The organism is Micromonospora nigra (assembly GCF_900091585.1).
Classification (GTDB): Bacteria; Actinomycetota; Actinomycetes; order Mycobacteriales; family Micromonosporaceae; genus Micromonospora; species Micromonospora nigra.
This window is the reverse complement of sequence record NZ_FMHT01000003.1, coordinates 287,354-307,306: the sequence shown is the minus strand read 5'-3', so window position 1 is coordinate 307,306 and position 19,953 is coordinate 287,354. Positions and strand designations below refer to the sequence as shown.

The 19,953-nt window shown below is 73.8% G+C and carries 1 protein-coding gene and 1 pseudogene; both read left to right on the top strand.

What is annotated here, in order from left to right:
- The first annotated feature begins 20 nt into the window (after window positions 1–20).
- Window positions 21–19,631, top strand: coding sequence for a type I polyketide synthase (locus tag GA0070616_RS01615; protein ID WP_091075120.1), 19,611 nt, complete (start codon window positions 21–23; stop codon window positions 19,629–19,631).
- A pseudogene (locus GA0070616_RS28575) lies at window positions 19,565–19,918 on the top strand (ketoreductase domain-containing protein); the annotation flags it as partial. The gene GA0070616_RS01615 and the pseudogene GA0070616_RS28575, both read left to right, overlap by 67 nt.
- Window positions 19,919–19,953: the final 35 nt, after the last annotated feature.

Here is a 19,953-nt window from a genome sequence, read left to right as displayed (position 1 = left end):
GCCCCACGTACGGAGTACACATGTCCACGTCTGCAGACAAGGTCGTCGAGGCGCTTCGGGCCTCGGTCAAGGAGACCAGCCGCCTCAAGCAGCTCAACCAGCAGCTGACCGCCGCCGCCCGGGAACCCATCGCCATCGTGGCGATGTCCTGCCGCTACCCGGGCGGGGTGTCCAGCCCCGACCAGCTGTGGGACCTGGTCGCCGCCGGCGACGACGCCATCGGCGGCTTCCCCACCGACCGGGGCTGGGATCTGGACAACCTGTACGACCCGACCGGCGAGCAGGCTGGGCGCTCCGCCACCCGGCAGGGCGGGTTCCTGTACGACGCGGCCGGCTTCGACGCCGACTTCTTCGGCATCAGCCCACGCGAGGCCCAGGCGATGGACCCGCAGCAGCGGCTCCTGCTGGAGACGTCGTGGGAGGCGTTCGAGAGCGCCGGCATCGCCCCGTCCGGCGTACGCGGGCAGAAGGTCGGCGTGTTCGTCGGCACCACCGCCAACGGCTACGGCGTCGGCGCGGACGGCGGTGCGGACGGCGCCGACGAGGGCTACCTGCTGACCGGCACCGTCAGCAGCGTCGTCTCCGGCCGGATCGCGTACGCCCTCGGGTTGGAGGGGCCGGCGCTCACCGTCGACACCGCCTGCTCGTCGTCCCTGGTCGCCCTGCACCTGGCCTGCCAGGCGCTGCGCTCCGGCGAGTTCGACCTGGCCCTGGCCGGCGGTGTGACCGTCATGGCCACCCCCAGCGCGTTCGTCGGCTTCTCCCGGCAGCGTGGCCTCGCCTCCGACGGACGGTGCAAGTCGTTCGCCGCGTCCGCCGACGGCACCGGCTGGGCCGAGGGCGTCGGCCTGCTCCTCGTCGAGCGGCTCTCCGACGCCCAGCGCAACGGCCACCGGATCCTCGCCGTGGTACGCGGCTCCGCGATCAACTCCGACGGCGCCTCCAACGGCCTGACCGCGCCAAACGGACCCGCCCAGCAGCGGGTCATCCGGCAGGCGCTGAGCAACGCCCGACTCACCCCCGCCGACGTGGACGCCGTGGAGGCCCACGGCACCGGCACCACCCTCGGCGACCCGATCGAGGCGCAGGCGCTGCTCACCACGTACGGGCAGGAGCGCGGCGGGGGCGATCCGCTCTGGCTGGGCTCGATCAAGTCGAACCTCGGGCACAGCCAGTCGGCCGCCGGGGTCGCCGGAATCATCAAGATGGTGATGGCGATGCGGCACGGGCGGCTGCCGGCCACCCTGCACGTGGACGCCCCGTCCCCGCACATCGACTGGTCGGCCGGGGCGGTGTCGCTGCTCACCGAGGCCCGCGACTGGCCACGGGTGGACCGGCCCCGGCGGGCCGCCGTGTCGTCGTTCGGCATCTCCGGCACCAACGCCCACGTCATCCTCGAACACGCCGCACCGGCCCCGGAGCCGGAACCGGCACGACCCGGCCTGCTCACCACGCCCACCACCGTGTGGACGCTCTCCGCCCGGTCCGCGCCGGCCCTGCGCGAGCAGGCAGCCCGGCTCGCCCGGTACGTCCGCTCCCGCGAGGACGTCGACCCGGCCCGGGTGGCCTGGTCGCTGGCCACCACCCGGTCGGTCTTCGAACACCGGGCGGCCGTCGTCGGTGCGGAACCGGCGCAGCTCCTCGCCGGCCTCGACGCCCTCGCCGAGGGCCGTCCCGCCGGCTCCGTGGTCACCGGAGTGGCCGGCGAGCCGGCCGAGGGGCCGGTCTGGGTGTTCCCCGGCTACGGCGGGCACCACCTGGGCATGGCGACCAGCCTGATCGGCGCCTGCCCGGTCTTCGACGAGGCGCTCGCCGAATGCCAGACCGAGTTCGACCGCTGGTTCGACCTCGACATCGTCGGCCACCTCACCGGCGACGACGAGACCTGGCTCGGCCGCCACGAGATCGTCCAGCCGATCCTGTTCGCCCTCACCACCAGCCTGGCCCGGTTGTGGCAGGCTGCCGGGACCACCCCGCAGGCCGTCATCGGCCACTCGCAGAGCGAGGTCGTCGCCGCGCACGTCGCCGGGGTGCTGACCCTCGCCGATGCGGTGAAGCTGCTCGCGGTGCGGCTGCGCGCCGTCAGTGACCTCGCCGAACCCGGGACCATGGCCGCCCTCGACCTCTCCGTCGACGACGCCACCCGACGGCTCCCCGACGGGGTCGCCATCGCGGTGGTCAACGGCCCCCACGCGGTCACCGTCTCCGGCCCGCACGACCAGGTGGCCGCTCTCGTCGCCGCCTGCGCCGCGGACGGGATCCGGGCCCGCGCCATCAACATCGACTACGCCTCGCACGGCCCGCTGGTGGACGCCGCCGCCGAGCGGATGCGCACCGACCTGGCCGGGCTGACCCCGAGTGCGGGCCAGGTCCGGATCCTGTCCACCGTCACCGGCACCTGGATCGACGGCACCGAACTGGACGCCGACTACTGGGCGGAGAACCTGCGCCGCACCGTGCTGTTCGACACCGCCGTGCGGACCGCCCTCGACGCCGGCTTCACCGACTTCGTCGAGGTCTCCGCGCACCCGGTGCTGAGCATGCCCCTCACCACGATCCTCGACGACGCCGGGGTGACCGGGCGGGCGCTGGCCACCCTCCGCCGGGACGAGGACGCGGCCGTGCGGATGCTGACCAGCATCGCCGCCGCCCACACCCACGGCCTGCCGGTGGACTACCGGCAGGTGCTCGCCACCACCGCAGTGCTCACCGACCTGCCCACCTACGCCTTCCAGCGGCAGCACTACTGGACCGAACGGACCACCTCCGCCGCCACCGGGCCGGTCAGCCCGGACGTGGTCGACGTGGAGTTCTGGTCGGCGGTGGAACGCGCCGACGTGGCCGCCCTCGCCGCCCAGCTCGACGGTGACCCGGCCGACCTGGAGGTGCTCGCCCCGGCGCTGCCCGTGCTGTCGTCCTGGCGGAAGGCCCGGTTGCAGCGGGCGGTGCTGGACGGCTGGTCGTACCAGGTGCGGTGGAAGCCCATCGGCCGGAGCAACCCGGCCAGCGTCCCCGGTGACCTGCTCGTGGTCGTCCCGGCCGGCGACCCGACCCTCGACGGCTGGGTGGACGCCCTGACCGCAGCCGGCGGACCGGCGGTCCGGCGGGTCGACGTCCACCCGGCCGACGTCGACCGGCCCGCGCTCGCCCGGGCGCTCGCCGCGCACCGGGACACCCCGCTGGCCGGGGTCGTCTCCCTGCTCGGTGTGACCGACGCCCACCACCCGGGCCACCCGGGCGTCCCCGCCGGGCTGGTCGCCACCACCCGGCTCGTGCAGGCCCTCGCCGACGCCGACCTGCCCGCACCGCTGTGGTGCCTCACCTCGGGCGGAGTCGGCACCGACCCGGCCGAACCGGTGGTCAGCGCCGCCCAGCACGCGCTCTGGGGCCTCGCCCGGGTGGTCGGCCTGGAACACCCGACCCGCTGGGGTGGCCTGGTCGACCTGCCCGCCGACCCGGACGCCACGATCTGGGCCGAGGTGGCCCGCATCCTGACCAGCGACGACGACGAGGACCAGTTCGCCGTCCGTCCGTTCGGCACCTTCGTCCGCCGGCTCGCCCGTACCGGTGCCCGTCCCGCCGCACAGGTCACCCCGTGGCAGCCGCGCGGCACCGTCCTCGTCACCGGCGGCACCGGCGCGATCGGCGCGCAGGCCGCCCGCTGGCTCGCCGCCAACGGCGCCGAGCACCTCGTGCTCACCAGCCGGCGCGGCCTCGACGCGACCGGTGCCCGGGAGTTGGCCGACGAGCTGACCACCACCGGCGTACGGGTCAGTGTCGTCGCCTGCGACATGGCCGACCGCGACCAGGTCGCCGCGCTGGTCGCCGGCCTGGACGAGGTCGCCCCGTTGACCGCCGTGCTGCACGCCGCCGGGATCACCCGGCTCACCGCGCTGGTCGACACCGACCTCGACGTGTTCGACCACGTCATGGCCGGCAAGGTCGCCGGTGCCGCCTACCTCGACGAGTTCCTCGGTGACCGGCAACTCGACGCCTTCGTCACCTTCGCCTCCATCTCCGGCGTGTGGGGCAGTGGTGGGCAGGGCGCGTACGCCGCCGCGAACGCGTACCTCGACGCCCTCGCCGAACAGCGCCGCGCCCGGGGTCTGACCGCCACCTCCATCTCCTGGGGTGCCTGGGCCGAGGGTGGCATGGCCACCACCGAGGAGGCGCAGCGGCTGCTCAGCCGACGTGGCCTCAACCCGATGCAGCCGGCCGCCGCGCTGCTCGCCCTGCGCCGCGCCGTCGAGCACGCCGAGACCTGCCTCGTCGTCGCCGACGTCGACTGGGCCACCTTCGCGCCCGCCTACGCCTCCGCCCGGCGGCGTCCGCTGCTCGACGACATCGCTGAGGCCCGCGAGGCGCTCGCCGCCGACCCCGCCGATGCGACCACCGACGACGCCGCCGCGGCGCTGCGCGGACGACTGGCCGGCCTCACCCGCGCCGAACGGGACCGTCACCTCACCGACCTGGTCCGCGACCACGCCGCCGCCGTCCTCGGCCACACCGGCACCGACGCGGTCAGCCCGCGCCGGGCCTTCAAGGAACTGGGATTCGACTCGCTGACCGCGGTGGAGTTGCGCAACCAGATCACCGGCGCGACCGGCCTGACCCTGCCCACCACGTTGATCTTCGACTATCCGAACCCGGTCGCCCTCGCCGGGCACCTGGCGTCCCTGCTGCGGCTGGACGACGCCGAACCCGACCCCGCCGCGACGCCGGCCGGCGCGTCCGGCCGGGACAGCACCGACGAGCCCATCGCCATCGTCGGGATGAGCTGCCGCTACCCGGGTGGGGTCAGCGACCCCGACGGACTGTGGGAACTCGTGGCCGCGGGACGCGACGGCATCACCGAGTTCCGCACCGACCGGCACTGGGACCTCGACCGGCTCCTCTCCGACGACCCCGAGGCACCCGGCCGCTCGGCCACCCGGCACGGCGGGTTCATCGACCGGGCCACCGACTTCGACCCGGACTTCTTCGGCATCTCGCCCCGCGAGGCCCTGGCCATGGACCCGCAGCAACGCCTGCTGCTGGAGGCCACCTGGGAGGCGTTCGAGCAGGCCGGCGTCGCCCCCGACCGGCTGCACGGCACCCCCACCGGGGTGTTCGTCGGGGCGTCCCCGTCCGGCTACGGCACCGGCGACGAGACCCCCGGCCTCGATGGATACCGGCTCACCGGCGGCGCGCACAGTGTGATCTCCGGCCGGGTGGCGTACACGTTCGGGTTGGAGGGGCCGGCGGTCACCGTGGACACCGCCTGCTCGTCGTCGCTGGTCGCGTTGCACCTGGCCGTGCAGTCGCTGCGCCAGGGCGAATGCGACCTCGCGCTCGCCGGCGGCGTGAACGTGCTGGTCACCCCCGGGGCGTTCGTCGAGTTCACCCGTCAGGGCGGCCTCTCCGCCGACGGGCGGTGCCGGTCCTTCGCCGCCAGCGCCGACGGCACCGGCTGGGGTGAGGGCGTCGGCGTGCTCCTGGTGGAGCGGCTCTCCGACGCGCAGCGCCACGGCCACCGCGTCCTCGCCGTCGTGCGGGGCAGCGCCGTCAACCAGGACGGGGCATCGAACGGGCTGACCGCGCCGAACGGCCCCGCCCAGCAACGTGTCATCCGGCAGGCCCTCGCCAACGCCGGCCTCGGCACCGCCGACGTCGACGCGGTCGAGGCGCACGGCACCGCGACGACCCTCGGCGACCCGATCGAGGCGCAGGCGCTGCTCGCCACGTACGGGCAGGACCGGCCGGGCGACCGGCCGCTGTGGCTGGGGTCGATCAAGTCGAACATCGGGCACACCCAGGCCGCCGCCGGGGTGGCCGGTGTGATCAAGATGGTGCAGGCGCTGCGCCACGGCGTGCTGCCCCGCACCCTGCACGTGGACGAACCCACCCCGCACGTCGACTGGTCGGCGGGCGCGGTGGAACTGCTCACCGAGACCCGCCCGTGGCCGCAGACCGACCGCCCGCGCCGGGCGGCGGTCTCCTCCTTCGGCGTCAGCGGCACCAACGCCCACGTCATCGTCGAGCAGCCGCCGGCCGAGGTGGTGGCGGGCGAACCCGTCGAGCCCACCACGCCGCCGCTGGTGCCGGTGCTGCTCTCCGCCCGGGGCGCGGGAGCGCTGACCCGTCAGGCCCGACACTGGGCCGACCACCTCGGCGGTGAGGGCCTGCCCCGACTCGTCGACGTCGGCTGGACGTCGTTGACCGCCCGTACCGCGCTGGAACACCGCGCGCTGCTCTTCGCCGCCGACCACGCCGAGCTGACCAGTGGGCTGGCCGCCCTCGCCGCCGACGAACCCACCGACGCGGTCGTCACCGGCCGCGCCACCGACCGGGGACCCGTCGCGCTGATCTTCTCGGGTCAGGGTGCGCAGCGGGCCGGGATGGGTCGGGAGCTGTCCGGCGTGTTCCCGGTGTTCGCAGCGGCTCTGGATGAGGTGTGTGGACACCTGGACCCGATGCTGCCGCAGCCGCTCAGGTCGGTGTTGTTCGCTGAGGCGGGCTCGCCGGAGGCTGGTCTGTTGGATCAGACGGTGTTCACGCAGGCGGGGTTGTTCGCGGTTGAGGTGGCGTTGTTCCGGCTCGTGGAGTCGTTCGGTGTGGTGCCGGACTTCGTGGGTGGTCACTCCGTCGGTGAGATCACTGCCGCTCATGTGGCCGGGGTGCTGTCCCTGGCCGATGCGTGTGCGCTGGTCGCCGCGCGGGGTCGGTTGATGCAGGGGTTGCCGGCTGGTGGTGGGATGCTCGCTGTGGCGGCGTCCGAGGCCGATGTTGCTGCGTCGATTGGTGGGTTGGTCGACCGGGTCGGGATCGCTGCGGTGAACGGTCCGGCTGCGGTGGTGGTGTCCGGTGCGGTCGACGCTCTGGACGAGGTGGACCGGTTCTGGCGGGAGCGGGGGGTGCGGACGCGTCGGTTGACGGTGAGTCATGCGTTCCACAGTCCGTTGATGGAGCCGATGCTCGACGAGTTCCGGGCGGTACTCGACGGCCTGACGTTCCGGGCGCCGCTGGTGCCGGTCGTGTCGAACCTGACCGGCACGGTCGCCGACCCGCAGGAGCTGACCTGCGCCGACTACTGGGTGCGGCACGTCCGGGAGGCCGTCCGGTTCGCCGACGGGATCACCGCCCTGCACGCCGCCGGTGTCGACACCTTTGTCGAGATCGGACCGGGTGCGGTGCTCACCGCCCTGGTCCGCGAGTCCCTCACCGGGGACACCCACGGCGTCCTCGCCGTGCCCACCCAACGCCGCGACCGCGCCGAGCCGCACGGCCTGCTGACCGGCCTGGCCGAACTCTTCGTCGCCGGTGGCACGGTCGACTGGACGCCGCTCTTCGCCGGCACCGCCGCCACCCGGACCGACCTGCCGACGTACGCCTTCGCGCAGGAACGCTACTGGCTGCGCCCCGCCGACCGGGCCTCGGACGTCTCCGTCGCCGGCCTCGGCGCCGCCGGCCACCCGCTGCTCGCCGCCGCCATCCGGCTGGCCGGCGAGGACGCCGCCGTGCTCACCGGCCGGCTCTCCGTCGCCGCGCAACCCTGGCTGGCCGACCACGTGGTGGCCGGCGCGGTGGTCGTCCCCGGCACGGCACTGGTCGAACTGGTACTGCGGGCCGGTGACGAGTTCGGTCCCTGCCGGGTGGGGGAGCTGACCATCGCCGCCCCGCTCGTCCTGCCCGCCCACGGAGCGGTCCGCGTCCAGGTCCAGGTCGGTCCGCGTGACCACACCGGCTGGCGGACCGTCACCATCCACTCCCAGCCCGACGACGACCCGGACGGCGACTGGGTGCGGCACGCCGAAGGTGTGCTCACCGCCGTCGACACGACCGGCCCGACCGGCGACGCCGGTCTCGGCACCTGGCCGCCGGCCGAAGCCGTCGAGGTGGACCTCGACGGCTGGTACGACGCCCTCGCCGGCCACGGGATGACCTACGGGCCGCTGTTCCAGGGTCTGCGGCGGGCCTGGACGGCCGGCGACGACACGGTGTACGCCGACGTCACCCTTCCCGCCGCCACCTCCGACGGCAGCCCCGCCTTCGGCGTGCACCCCGCCCTGCTCGACGCCGCCCTGCACCCGACCGCGCTGCTGCCGGGCGACGGAACCAGCGGCCCGAAGGCACCGTTCGCGTTCACCGGAGTCCAGGTGCACGCCGTCGGCGCGGACACCCTGCGGGTGCGCCTCACCCGCGTCGGTGGCGGCGTGCGGCTGCTCGCCGTCGACGACACCGACCGGCCGGTCGTCTCCGTCGAGTCGGTCGTCCTGCGCGAGATGACCAGCGTCGACCCGTCGGCGGCCACCCTCGCCGCCCGGTCGCTGTTCCAGGTCGCCTGGCGGGCCGAGCCGATCGACGCCGGCACGGCACCCGGGGCCGCCCTGCTGGGCGCGTCCACGCCGGAGCTGCCCGGCGTCCCCTCGTACCCGGGAGTCGCCGAGCTGGTCACCGCCGGCGACGTACCCCCGTTGCTGCTGCTGACGGTGCCCGCCGTGCCCGCCGACCTGCCGGCGGAGCAACTGCCGGCGGTGGTCCGCGCCGCGACCACCGACGTGCTCGGCGTGGTGCAGGCGTGGCTGGCCGCCGACGACCTCGCCGACACCCGACTCGCGGTGGTCACCCGGGGGGCGGTGCGGGCCGGCGACGCCGACCCGGCCGACGACCTGGCCGGCGCGGCCGTCTGGGGCCTGGTGCGCGCCGCCCAGTCCGAGCATCCCGGGCGGATCGTCCTGGCCGATCTCGACCGGGACCTCGACGCGCCGGCCGTCGCGCTGCTCGCCGCCGCCGACCCGGCCGTGGCGCAGCTCGCGGTCCGCGGCGACGCGGCCCTGACCCCCCGTCTGGTACGCGCCGACGCCCCACCCGCGGACACCCCGCGGCTGCGCGGCGGCACCGTCCTGGTCACCGGCGGCACCGGCGCGCTCGGTGCCCTGGTCGCCCGGCACCTCGTCACCACGTGGGGCGTGGACTCCCTCGCCCTGGTCAGCCGGCGCGGCCCCGCTGCGCCCGGCGCGGCCGGCCTGGCCGACGAGCTGACCGCCCACGGCGCGCGGGTCCGCGTGCTCGCCTGCGACGTCACCGACCCCGCCGCCGTACGCGACCTCGTCGGGCAACTCACCGACGGCGACCGGCTCGCCGGGGTGGTGCACACCGCCGGGGTCCTCGACGACGCCGTCGTCACCGGCATCGACGCCGACCGGCTCGCCCGGGTGTTCGCCCCCAAGGTCGACGCTGCCTGGCACCTGCACGAGGCCACCGCAGACCTGGACCTCGACCTGTTCGTGGTCTTCTCCTCCGTCGCCGGGGTGCTCGGCTCCCCGGGCCAGGGCGCGTACGCGGCGGCCAACTGCTTCCTCGACGCCCTCGCCGCCCACCGACGGGGCCGCGGTCTGCCCGCGCACTCCCTGGCCTGGGGCATGTGGGACACCGACGGCATGGCGGCCACCCTCAGCGCCGCCGACCGTTCCCGGGTCACCCGCTCCGGTCTCGGCCTGATCACCGAACCCGTCGGTATGGCCCTCCTCGACGCGGCCGTCGCCACCGGCACGCCCGCCCTCGTCCCCGCTGTCGTCGACGTGCCGGCCCTGCGTGCGGCGGCCGTCACCGCCGGCGTACCCCCGATGTGGCGCGCTCTCGTCGGCACGGTGGCCACCCGGCGGCAGGCCGGCGGCGCGGCCTCGGGCTGGGCACAGCGCCTGGCCACCCTCGCCCCCGACGAGGCCCACGCCCAGGTCGACGTCCTGGTCCGGGGCTTGGTGGCGCAGGTGCTCGGCCACGGTGGCGCGGACGCGGTGCCGGCCGACCGGGCGTTCCGGGAGTTGGGCTTCGACTCGCTGACCGCGGTGGATCTGCGCAACCGGGTCAACGCGGCGACCGGCCTGCGGCTGGCCTCCACGCTCGTGTTCGACTACCCGACCCCGGCGGCCCTCGCGGCCCACGTGCACGAGCAGCTCACCGGCGCGGTCGTCGCCCGGCCCGACGCGGTGGCCGCCACCGGCGTCGACGAGCCGATCGCGATCGTCGGCATGGCCTGTCGTTACCCGGGCGGCGTGGACAGCCCCGAGCAGCTCTGGGAGCTGCTGGCCGGCGGCGGGGACGGCATCGGCGAGTTCCCCACCGACCGGGGCTGGGACCTCGACGCCCTCTTCCACCCGGACCCCGACCATCCCGGCACCTCGTACGCCCGGCACGGCGGCTTCCTCAGCGGCGCTGCCGCGTTCGACCCCGCCTTCTTCGGCATCTCGCCCCGGGAGGCCGTCGCGATGGACCCGCAGCAGCGGCTGTTGCTGGAGGCGTCCTGGGAGACGTTCGAATCCGCCGGTCTCAACCCGACGCGGGTACGGGGCAGCCGCACCGGCGTGTTCGCCGGGCTGATGTACCACGACTACGCCTCCCAGGTGCAGGACCTGCCGGACGGGTTGGAGGGCTACATCGGCACCGGCAACTCCGGCAGCATCGTCTCCGGCCGGGTCGCCTACACGTTCGGGTTGGAAGGTCCGGCGGTCACCGTGGACACGGCGTGTTCGTCGTCGTTGGTGGCGTTGCACCTGGCGGTGCAGGCGTTGCGGTCGGGGGAGTGTGACCTGGCGCTGGCTGGTGGTGTGACGGTGATGGCCACGCCGGGCACGTTCATCGAGTTCTCGCGCCAGCGTGGCCTGTCGGCCGACGGCCGGTGCAGGTCGTTCGCGGCGTCGGCGGACGGCACCGGCTGGTCCGAGGGCGTGGGGATGCTGCTGGTGCAGCGGCTGTCGGACGCGCGGCGGGACGGCCGTCGGATTCTGGCCGTGGTGCGGGGCACTGCGGTGAACCAGGACGGTGCGTCGAACGGGTTGACCGCGCCGAACGGTCCGTCGCAGCAGCGGGTGATCCGGCAGGCTCTCGCCAACGCCCGGCTGACCCCCGCCGACGTGGACGCGGTCGAGGCGCACGGCACCGGTACCACCCTGGGTGACCCGATCGAGGCGCAGGCGCTGTTGGCCACCTACGGGCAGGACCGGCCGGCCGACCGTCCGCTGTGGCTGGGCTCGATCAAGTCGAACATCGGGCACACCCAGGCCGCCGCCGGGGTGGCCGGCATCATCAAGATGATCATGGCGATGCGACACGGCACCATGCCGCGCACCCTGCACGTCGACGAGCCGTCCCCGCACGTCGACTGGACGGCCGGCGCCGTCGAACTGCTCACCGAGGCACGGCCGTGGCCGCAGCCGGGCCGGCCGCGCCGAGCGGCGGTCTCCTCGTTCGGGGTCAGTGGCACCAACGCCCACGTGATCATCGAGCAGCCGCCCGCCGTGACCCGTCCGTCGTCTTCGCCCACGCCGGTCGCCCCGGCGGCCGTGCTGCTGTCGGCGCGCAGCGAGACCGCCCTCGCCGCCCAGGCGCAGCGCTGGGCCGCCTGGCTCGCCGCCGACGAGGACCTGCACCCGGTCGACGTGGGCTGGTCCTCCGTGACCGGCCGGGCCGTCCTGGAACACCGCGCCGTCATCACGGCGGCGGACCGGGACGAGTTGCTGACCGGGCTGCGCGCCCTTGCCACCGACGCGCCGGCCGGCACCGTGGTCACCGGCACCGGCACGCCCCGGGGCCCGCTCGCGGTCCTGTTCTCGGGTCAGGGTGCGCAGCGTGCCGGGATGGGTCGGGAGTTGTCCGGCGTGTTCCCGGTGTTCGCAGCGGCTCTGGATGAGGTGTGTGGACACCTGGACCCGATGCTGCCGCAGCCGCTCAGGTCGGTGTTGTTCGCTGAGGCGGGCTCGCCGGAGGCTGGTCTGTTGGATCAGACGGTGTTCACGCAGGCGGGGTTGTTCGCGGTTGAGGTGGCGTTGTTCCGGCTCGTGGAGTCGTTCGGTGTGGTGCCGGACTTCGTGGGTGGTCACTCCGTCGGTGAGATCACTGCCGCTCATGTGGCCGGGGTGCTGTCGTTGGCGGATGCGTGTGCGTTGGTGGCGGCGCGGGGTCGGTTGATGCAGGGGTTGCCGGCCGGTGGTGGGATGCTGGCCGTGGCTGCGTCGGAGGCTGATGTCGCGGAGTCGATCGCCGGCCTGGGCGAGGTGGGGATCGCCGCGGTCAACGGGCCGGCTTCGGTGGTGGTGTCCGGTGCCGCCGCCACCCTGGACGAGGTGGAGCGGGTCTGGCGGGACAGGGGTGTACGGACCCGCCGGTTGACGGTGAGTCATGCGTTCCACAGTCCGTTGATGGAGCCGATGCTCGACGAGTTCCGGGCGGTACTCGACGGCCTGACGTTCCGGGCGCCGCTGGTGCCGGTCGTGTCGAACCTGACCGGCACGGTCGCCGACCCGCAGGAGCTGACCTGCGCCGACTACTGGGTGCGGCACGTCCGGGAGGCCGTCCGGTTCGCCGACGGGATCACCGCCCTGCACGCCGCCGGCGTCGACACCTTCGTCGAGATCGGACCGCAGAGCGTCCTGACCGCCATGACCGCCGACGCGTTGCCGGCCGCCGAGGGCGTGCTCACCGTGGCCGCCCAGCGGCGGGACCGGCCCGAGCCGCGCGCCCTGCTCGCCGCCCTGGCCGACCTGCACGTACACGGCGTACCCGTCACCTGGCCGCAGTGGTATGCCGGGGTGGACCCGCAGTGGGTCGACCTGCCCACGTACGCGTTCCAGCACGAACGCTACTGGCTCGGCATCGGTAGGGCCCGGGCCGGTGACGTCACCGGCGCCGGACTCGGTGCGGCCGGGCACCCGCTGCTCGGGGCGGCGGTCACCGTCGCCGGCGAGGACATGGTGGTGCTCACCGGCCGCCTGTCCGTCGCCACCCACCCGTGGCTCGCCGACCACACCGTCGCCGGAGTCGTGGTCGTCCCCGGCACGGCCCTGGTCGAACTGGCCGTCCGGGCCGGTGACGAGGCGGGCGTCCCCCGACTGCGGGAACTGACCATCGCCACCCCGCTGGTGCTGCCCGACACCGGGGCGGTCCGCGTGCAGGTACGCGTCGGCCCGCCCGACGGCACCGGTGCCCGGCCGGTCGCACTGCACTCCCAGTCCGACGGCGATCCCGAGTGGGTCCGGCACGCCGAGGGTGTGTTGGAGCCCGCGTCGGTTGAGGAGCCGGCTGTGGGCGTGTGGCCGCCGGTTGGTGCGTCGGAGGTGGATCTGGCGGGTTGGTATGACGTGCTGGCGGGGGGTGGTCTGTCGTACGGGCCGGTGTTCCGTGGGTTGCGTCGGGTGTGGGCCGGTGACGGTGAGGTGTATGCCGAGGTGGTGTTGCCGGAGGACGCGGCTGGTGAGGCGGTGCGGTTCGGGGTGCATCCGGCGTTGTTGGACGCGGCGTTGCATCCGATCGGGTTGCTGCTGGCCGAGGACGTGTCGGGGCCGCGGGTGCCGTTTGCGTTCGAGGGTGTGCAGGTGTACGCGTCGGGTGCGCGGGTGTTGCGGGTGCGGTTGGCGCGGTCCGGTGCGGCGGTGCGTCTGGTGGCGGCCGACGAGTCGGGTGCGCCGGTCGTGTCGGTGGACTCGCTCGTGCTGCGGGAGCTGACCGGCGTCGTTGCGCCGGGCGGTGCGGCGCGGTCACTGTTCGAGGTCTCCTGGCAACCCGAGGACCTCACCGCCGCCGACCCGTCCGACTGGGTGCTGCTGGCCGGCGCGGACCGGACCGTCGGCCTGCCGGACCTACCCGCGTACCCCGACGTCGCGGCACTGACCGCAGCCGTCGGCGCCGGCCGGGCCACCGCGCCCCGCGCGCTGCTCCTGCCGCTGCCCGAGGGGACCGCCGTCGACGTCCCGGACACCACCCGGCGGGTCACCGCCGACGTCCTCGCGGTCACCCAGGCGTGGCTGGCCGCCGACGCGCTCGCCGACACGCGGCTCGTCGTGGTCACCCGGGGCGCCGTGGCGGCCCACCCCGACGACCGGATCACCGACCTGGCGGGCACGGCCGTGTGGGGCCTGCTGCGCGCCGCGCAGAGCGAACACCCGGGCCGGGTCGTTCTGGCCGACCTCGACGGCGACCTGGACACGGACACACTCGGCCTGCTCGCCCGGGCCGCCGACGACCCGACGGGCGGTCAGGTGGCCGTGCGGTCGGGTGGGGTGTGGGTGCCGCGTCTGGTGCGGGCTTCTGTGGGTTCTGCGGGTTCTGTGGGGTCTGTGGGGTCTGTGGGGTCTGTGGTGGGTTCGGGTGTGGTGTTGGTGACTGGTGGTACGGGTGCTCTGGGTGCGTTGGTGGCGGAGCATTTGGTGTCGGGGTGTGGGGTGCGGTCGTTGGTGTTGGCGTCGCGGCGGGGGGCTGGGGCGTCTGGTGTGGGTGTGTTGGTGGAGCGTTTGTCGGGTTTGGGTGCGTCGGTGGAGGTGGTGGCGTGTGATGTGACTGATGGGGCTGCGGTGCGGTCTTTGGTGGGTCGGTTGGCGGTTGGGGGTCGGCTTGCGGGTGTGGTGCATGCGGCGGGTGTTCTTGATGACGGTGTTGTTGAGGGGTTGACGTCGGATCGGTTGGCTCGGGTGTTGGCGCCGAAGGTGGGTGCGGCGTGGCATTTGCATGAGGCGACGGTGGGTCTGGATCTGGATTTGTTTGTGGTGTTTTCGTCGGTGGCGGGGGTGTTGGGGTCGCCGGGGCAGGGTGCGTATGCGGCGGGTAACTCGTTTTTGGATGGGTTGGCGTCGTTTCGGCGGCAGGTGGGGTTGCCGGCGGTGTCGTTGGCGTGGGGGATGTGGGACACGGCGGGGATGGCGGCGTCGGTGTCTGCGGGTGATCGGGCTCGTTCGGCTCGTGCGGGTCTGACTCCGATGAGCGTGGAGACCGGGTTGGCGCTGTTCGACGCCGCACTCGCGGCCGGACTGCCGGCACCGGTACCGGCGGTGCTCGACGTACCGGCCATGCGGACCGCACTCGGCGCCGGCCCGGTGCCGACCGTCCTGCGGACCCTCGTCGGCGCGACCACCGCTCGCCGGCAGGCCGGGCAGGGTGGCGGCGGCTGGGCCGATCGGCTCGCGGGGCTCACCGAGGATGAGGGTCGGGCGCAGCTCGCCAGCCTGGTCCGGGGCCTGGTGGCGCAGGTGCTCGGGCACCGTGACGCGAGCGCAGTGCCGGCCGACCGGGCGTTCCGGGAGTTGGGCTTCGACTCGCTGACCGCGGTGGATCTGCGTAACCGGATCAATGCGGCGACCGGCCTGCGGCTGGCCTCGACGCTGGTGTTCGACCACCCCACCCCGGCCGTGCTCGCCGACCACCTGCACGCCGAGATCTCCGGCCGACTCACCGCCCGCCGGTCGACGGCCCGCGCCGTCACCACCGACGAGCCGATCGCGATCGTGGGTATGGCCTGTCGGTATCCGGGTGGGGCGGACAACCCGGAGCAGCTCTGGGACCTGCTGGTCGGCGGCGGGGACGGCATCTCGGAGTTCCCCGCCGACCGGGGCTGGCACCTGGAGTCGCTGTTCGACCCGAACCCGGACCACAGCGGCACGTCGTACACCCGGCACGGAGGTTTCCTGCCCGGAGCGGCGGACTTCGACCCCGCGTTCTTCGGCATCTCGCCCCGCGAGGCGATAGCGATGGACCCGCAGCAGCGGCTGCTGCTGGAAACCACGTGGGAGACGTTCGAGTCCGCCGGCCTCGACCCGGCGCGGTTGCGGGGCAGCCGCACCGGCGTGTTCGCCGGCGTCATGTACCACGACTACGCCTCCCGCCTGGCCGACCTGCCGCCGGACGCCGAGGGCTATGTCGGCACCGGCACGTCGGGCAGTGTGTTGTCCGGTCGGGTGGCGTACACGTTCGGGTTGGAAGGTCCGGCGGTCACCGTGGACACGGCGTGTTCGTCGTCGTTGGTGGCGTTGCACCTGGCGGCGCAGGCGTTGCGGTCGGGGGAGTGTGACCTGGCGCTGGCCGGTGGTGTGACGGTGATGGCCACGCCGGGCACGTTCATCGAGTTCTCCCGGCAGCGGGGTCTGTCCCGCGACGGCCGGTGCAGGTCGTTCGCGGCGTCCGCCGACGGCACCGGCTGGGGCGAGGGCGTCGGCATGCTGCTGGTGCAGCGGTTGTCGGACGCGCGCCGGGAGGGCCGGCGGGTGTACGCGATCGTTCGCGGCACGGCCGTCAACTCCGACGGTGCGTCGAACGGGTTGACCGCGCCGAACGGGCCGTCGCAGCAGCGGGTGATCCGGCAGGCTCTCGCCAACGCCCGACTCACCCCCGCCCAGGTCGACGTCGTGGAAGCGCACGGCACCGGTACCACCCTCGGCGACCCGATCGAGGCGCAGGCCCTGCTGGCCACCTACGGGCAGGACCGGCCCGCCGACCGTCCGCTGCTGCTCGGGTCGATCAAGTCGAACATCGGTCACACCCAGGCCGCTGCCGGGGTGGCCGGGGTGATCAAGATGGTCCTGGCGATGCGGCATGGTGTGGTTCCGCCGACCCTGCACGTGGATGAGCCGTCCCCGCACGTCGACTGGACGGCCGGTGCGGTGGACCTGGCGACGGAGGCGACGCCGTGGCCGGCCGTGGACCGGCCGCGTCGGGCGGCGGTGTCGTCATTCGGCATCTCCGGCACCAACGCCCACGTCATCATCGAGCAGCCGCCCGCCGACGGTGTCTTTCCGGCGCCGGATGGTCGGCCCGTGGTCGACGGCGAGATCGTGCCGTCCGTCCAGTCCGAGGGTGGGCTGACGCGGGCCGTGCCGGTGTTGCTGTCCGCCCGGTCGGAGGCGGCCCTGGCGTTGCAGGCGGGTCGGTGGGCGCGGTGGTTGGCCGGTGACGAGCGGATGCGTCCGGTGGATGTGGCGTGGTCGTCGGTGACCACCCGGTCAATGTTGGAGCAGCGGGCGGTGGTGAGCGCTGCTGATCGCCACGACCTGCTGGCCGGCCTGCGTGCCCTCGCTGCCGGTGAGCCGTCCGCCGCTGTGCTGACCGGCGCTCCCGAGCAGCGCGGGCAGCTTGCCCTGCTGTTCTCGGGTCAGGGTGCGCAGCGTGCCGGGATGGGTCGGGAGTTGTCCGGCGTGTTCCCGGTGTTCGCGTCCGCGTTGGACGAGGTGTGTGGACTGCTGGATGCGTTGTTGCCGCAGCCGCTCAGGTCGGTGTTGTTCGCTGAGGCGGGCTCGCCGGAGGCGGGTCTGTTGGATCAGACGGTGTTCACGCAGGCGGGGTTGTTCGCGGTTGAGGTGGCGTTGTTCCGGCTCGTGGAGTCGTTCGGGGTCGTCCCGGACTTCGTGGGTGGTCACTCCGTCGGTGAGATCACTGCCGCTCATGTGGCCGGGGTGCTGTCGTTGGCGGATGCGTGTGCGTTGGTGGCGGCGCGGGGTCGGTTGATGCAGGCGTTGCCGGCTGGTGGTGGGATGCTGGCCGTGGCTGCGTCGGAGGCTGATGTCGCGGCTTCGATCGCCGGTCTGGGCGAGGTGGGGATCGCCGCGGTCAACGGGCCGGCTTCGGTGGTGGTGTCCGGTGCCGCCGCCACCCTGGACGAGGTGGAGCGGGTCTGGCGGGAGCGGGGGGTGCGGACCCGGCGGTTGACGGTGAGTCATGCGTTCCACAGTCCGTTGATGGAGCCGATGCTGGCCGAGTTCCGGGCGGTTCTGGAGACGTTGTCCTTCGCCGCGCCGCTGGTGCCGGTCGTGTCGAATGTGACCGGGGCGCTCGCCGACGCCGACGAGATCCGTACGGTCGACTACTGGGTGCGGCATGTGCGGGAGGCCGTCCGGTACGCCGACGGGGTCGCCGCGTTGCGGGCGGCCGGGGTCGACACGTTCGTGGAGGTCGGTCCGCAGAGTGTGCTGACCGCGTTGACCGCTGACATCCTGCCCGACGACGATGTGCTGTCCGTTGCCGCCCAGCGCAAGGACCGGCCCGAGGTCACCGCCCTGCTCGCCGCCCTGGCCGAGCTGCACGTCACCGGCGTGCCGGTGACGTGGCGGCAGTGGTTCGCCGACACCGGGGCACGGCGGGTTGATCTGCCCACGTACGCCTTCGCGCACCAGCGGTACTGGCCCGCGACCCCCCGGCCCCGGACCGGGGACGTGTCGGGGGCGGGACTCGGCGACGCTGCGCACCCACTGCTCGGCGCGGCGGTCGACCTGGCCGGCGACGACGAGGTGGTGCTGACCGGCCGCCTCTCCCTGACCACGCACCCCTGGCTCGCCGACCACACGGTCGCCGGCCTGACCCTGGTACCGGGCACCGCACTCGTCGAACTGGCCGTACGCGCCGGTGACGAGGCGGGACTTCCCCGGCTCCGGGACCTGACCGTGGCCACGCCGCTGGTCGTCCCCGACGCCGGGGGCGTACGCATCCAGGTGCGGGTCGACGGGCCCGCCGATGCGCCGCAGCGCAGCATGACCATCCACTCCCGACCCGAGAACGACCCGGAGGCAGGCTGGACCCGGCACGCCGAGGGTGTGTTGGAGCCCGCGTCGGTTGAGGAGCCGGCTGTGGGCGTGTGGCCGCCGGTCGGGGTGTCGGAGGTGGATCTGGCGGGTTGGTATGACGTGCTGGCGGGGGGTGGTCTGTCGTACGGGCCGGTGTTCCGTGGGTTGCGTCGGGTGTGGGCCGGTGACGGTGAGGTGTATGCCGAGGTGGTGTTGCCGGAGGACGCGGCTGGTGAGGCGGTGCGGTTCGGGGTGCATCCGGCGTTGTTGGACGCGGCGTTGCATCCGATCGGGTTGCTGCTGGCCGAGGACGTGTCGGGGCCGCGGGTGCCGTTTGCGTTCGAGGGTGTGCAGGTGTACGCGTCGGGTGCGCGGGTGTTGCGGGTGCGGTTGGCGCGGTCCGGTGCGGCGGTGCGTCTGGTGGCGGCCGACGAGTCGGGTGCGCCGGTCGTGTCGGTGGACTCGCTCGTGCTGCGTGAGCTGACCGGGGTGGCCGCCCCCGACGCCGCTGCCCGGTCACTGTTCGAGGTCTCCTGGCAGGCGGCCCAGGTCACACCGACCGGGCCGGTGTCCGGCTGGGCTGTGCTGACCGGCACCGCCGGGCACCGGACGCAGCTCCCGGCCGGCCTGACGGCGTACCCCGACGTGGCGGCGATCGTGGCTGCGATCACCGCCGGCGCCGACGCCCCGCGCGTCCTCGTGCTGCCGGTCCCCGCCACCCCCGAGCAGGTCGACGACCTGCCCGCGCACACCCGGACGGTGACGTCGGACGTCCTCGCGGTCACCCAGGCGTGGCTGGCCGCCGACGCGCTCGCCGGCACGACCCTCGTCACGGTGACCCGTGGCGCGGTCGCCGCCCGCGACGACGACCGGGTCACCGACCTGGCGGGCGCCGCCGTGTGGGGCCTCCTCCGATCGGCCCAGTCGGAACACCCCGGCCGCGTGGTCCTCGTGGACCTGGACACCGACGCGGAGCCCGCTGACCTGACGCCCGAACTGCTGGGCGTGCTCACCGGCACCCTCGACGACACCACCGTCGGCGGTCAGGTGGCCGTGCGGTCGGGTGGGGTGTGGGTGCCGCGTCTGGTGCGGGCTTCTGTGGGTTCTGCGGGTTCTGTGGGGTCTGTGGGGTCTGTGGTGGGTTCGGGTGTGGTGTTGGTGACTGGTGGTACGGGTGCTCTGGGTGCGTTGGTGGCGGAGCATTTGGTGTCGGGGTGTGGGGTGCGGTCGTTGGTGTTGGCGTCGCGGCGGGGGCTGGGGCGTCTGGTGTGGGTGTGTTGGTGGAGCGTTTGTCGGGTTTGGGTGCGTCGGTGGAGGTGGTGGCGTGTGATGTGACTGATGGGGCTGCGGTGCGGTCTTTGGTGGGTCGGTTGGCGGTTGGGGGTCGGCTTGCGGGTGTGGTGCATGCGGCGGGTGTTCTTGATGACGGTGTTGTTGAGGGGTTGACGTCGGATCGGTTGGCTCGGGTGTTGGCGCCGAAGGTGGGTGCGGCGTGGCATTTGCATGAGGCGACGGTGGGTCTGGATCTGGATTTGTTTGTGGTGTTTTCGTCGGTGGCGGGGGTGTTGGGGTCGCCGGGGCAGGGTGCGTATGCGGCGGGTAACTCGTTTTTGGATGGGTTGGCGTCGTTTCGGCGGCAGGTGGGGTTGCCGGCGGT